Consider the following 1948-nt stretch of genomic DNA (forward strand, 5'->3'; position numbering starts at 1 on the left):
GGTGGGTACGGGGGCGCCGTGCACCGCCGGGGACCGCGGGCGCGGTGGCCCGCAGCCCCCGGCCGGTACGGTACGGAACGGCGTCGTCCCGGGCGGGTGCCCGGCCCGGGTCAGAGCCGGCAGGCGTGGATGTTGGTGACCAGGATGGCCCGGCCGCCGATGGCCCACAGGTCGTCCATGATCCGCTGTGCGTCCTTGCGGAGCACCATGGAGCGCACGGCCACCCAGCCCTCGCTGTGCAGCGGGGAGACGGTCGGGGACTCCAGGCCGGGGGTGAGGGCGACGGCCTCGCTCACCCGCTCGGCGCGGATGTCGTAGTCCATTATCACGTAGCGGCGTGCCACCAGGACGCCCTGGAGCCGGCGGAGGAACTGCTCGACCCGGGGGTCCTCACCGGCGCCCCTGGGCCTGATCACCACGGCGTCGGACTCCAGGATGGGCTCGCCGAAGATCTCCAGGCCGGCGTTGCGCAGCGTGGTGCCGGTCTCCACGACGTCGGCGATCACATCGGCGACGCCCAGCTGGATGGCGGTCTCCACGGCCCCGTCCAGACGGGTCACCGCGGACGCCTCGACGCCGTGCTCGGCCAGGTGACGGCGGACCAGGCCCGGGTAGGAGGTCGCGATCCGCAGGCCCTGCAGGCCCTGGACGTCCTTGGCGACGCCGACCGGCCCGGCGTAGCGGAAGGTGGAGCCGGCGAAGCCCAGCGACAGCACCTCCTCGGCCTCGGCGCCGGAGTCCAGCAGCAGGTCGCGGCCGGTGACACCGACGTCCAGCCGGCCGGAGCCGACATAGATGGCGATGTCGCGCGGCCGGAGGAAGAAGAACTCGACCTGGTTGCCGGCGTCGACCAGGACCAGTTCCTTGGAGTCCTTGCGCTGCCGGTATCCGGCCTCATGCAGCATCTCCGCCGCGGGACCCGAGAGAGAACCCTTGTTGGGGACGGCGATGCGCAGCATGAGAGGCGGATCCTTCACTGTTCGCTGGGGTGTGGGTGCGTGCACGGGTGCGCAGGGGGCGCGGGTGCGCCCCCTGCGGGTCACAGATGTGCGTAGACGTCCTCGAGGGTGAGGCCGCGGGCGACCATCATCACCTGGAGGTGGTAGAGGAGTTGCGAGATCTCCTCCGCGGTCCGGTCGTCCGACTCGTGCTCGGCGGCCATCCAGACCTCGGCGGCCTCCTCGACCACCTTCTTGCCGATCGCATGCACGCCCTGCTGGACGAGCTGCGCGGTACGGGAGCTTCCGGGGTCGCCGGAGGAGGCCTTCTGCTGGAGCTCGGTGAAGAGCTCTTCGAATGTCTTCAGCGCCATGATGTGCATACCTTACGGCCTGCGGGCGAGCGCGGGCGGAACAGACCGCAGCGTGGACATGTCGTTCCGGCCTACGGGACCGGACGTCCGGTCACCGCCAGGGCTCGGAGACGGCGCGCAGCGCGGCGGCGGTGGCGACGGCCGCGGTGACCGCCTCGTGTCCCTTGTCCTCGCTGGAGCCGGGCAGCCCGGCGCGGTCCAGTGCCTGCTCCTCGTTGTCGCAGGTGAGTACGCCGAAGCCGATCGGCACCCCGGTGGAGACCGCGACCTGGGTGAGGCCCATGGTGGCGGCCTGGCAGACGTAGTCGAAGTGCGGCGTACCGCCCCGGATGACCACGCCCAGGGCGACCACGGCGTCGTAGCCGCGGTCGGCCAGCTGCTTGGCCGCGACCGGCAGTTCGAAGGTGCCGGGCACCCGGAGCACGGTGGGCTCGTCGATGCCGAGCTCGTGCAGGGCGCGCAGTGCGCCGTCCCGCAGGCCCTGCATGACCTGCTCGTGCCACTGCGCCGACACCACCGCGACCCTGAGGTCACGGCAGTTCTTGGCGGACAGTGTCAGCTCGGGGGCTCCCTTGCCGCTCACGGGGGCCTTCCTTTCGTTCGGACGTGTGTCGTCGGGGGTGGTGGGGGTGTGGG

General features: G+C 71.7%; 3 protein-coding genes. All 3 read right to left on the bottom strand.

What is annotated here, in order from left to right:
• Nucleotides 1-110 precede the first annotated feature (110 nt).
• The 3 genes from hisG to ribH all read right to left on the bottom strand — a co-directional run bounded on the left by hisG (nucleotide 111) and on the right by ribH (nucleotide 1895).
• Complete coding sequence (gene hisG / locus AOK09_RS35275) at nucleotides 111-959, bottom strand: ATP phosphoribosyltransferase (RefSeq protein ID WP_055591270.1); 849 nt, start codon at nucleotides 957-959, stop codon at nucleotides 111-113.
• 80 nt (nucleotides 960-1039) lie between these two features.
• Nucleotides 1040-1312: a phosphoribosyl-ATP diphosphatase gene (locus AOK09_RS35280; protein ID WP_055591271.1), complete on the bottom strand. Its 273-nt coding sequence runs from the start codon at nucleotides 1310-1312 to the stop codon at nucleotides 1040-1042.
• 91 nt (nucleotides 1313-1403) lie between these two features.
• Nucleotides 1404-1895 (bottom strand): 6,7-dimethyl-8-ribityllumazine synthase, encoded by a 492-nt coding sequence (gene ribH / locus AOK09_RS35285; protein WP_055591272.1) that lies wholly within the window; start codon nucleotides 1893-1895, stop codon nucleotides 1404-1406.
• Nucleotides 1896-1948: the final 53 nt, after the last annotated feature.

It is taken from the genome of Peterkaempfera griseoplana (genome assembly GCF_001418575.1).
Lineage (GTDB): Bacteria > Actinomycetota > Actinomycetes > Streptomycetales > Streptomycetaceae > Peterkaempfera > Peterkaempfera griseoplana.

Bases quoted from the DNA above. Each gene is read 5' to 3' on its own strand.
- hisG (WP_055591270.1), bottom strand. From the start codon at position 959: ATGCTGCGCATCGCCGTCCCCAACAAGGGTTCTCTCTCGGGTCCCGCG.
- AOK09_RS35280 (WP_055591271.1), bottom strand. From the start codon at position 1,312: ATGGCGCTGAAGACATTCGAAGAGCTCTTCACCGAGCTCCAGCAGAAG.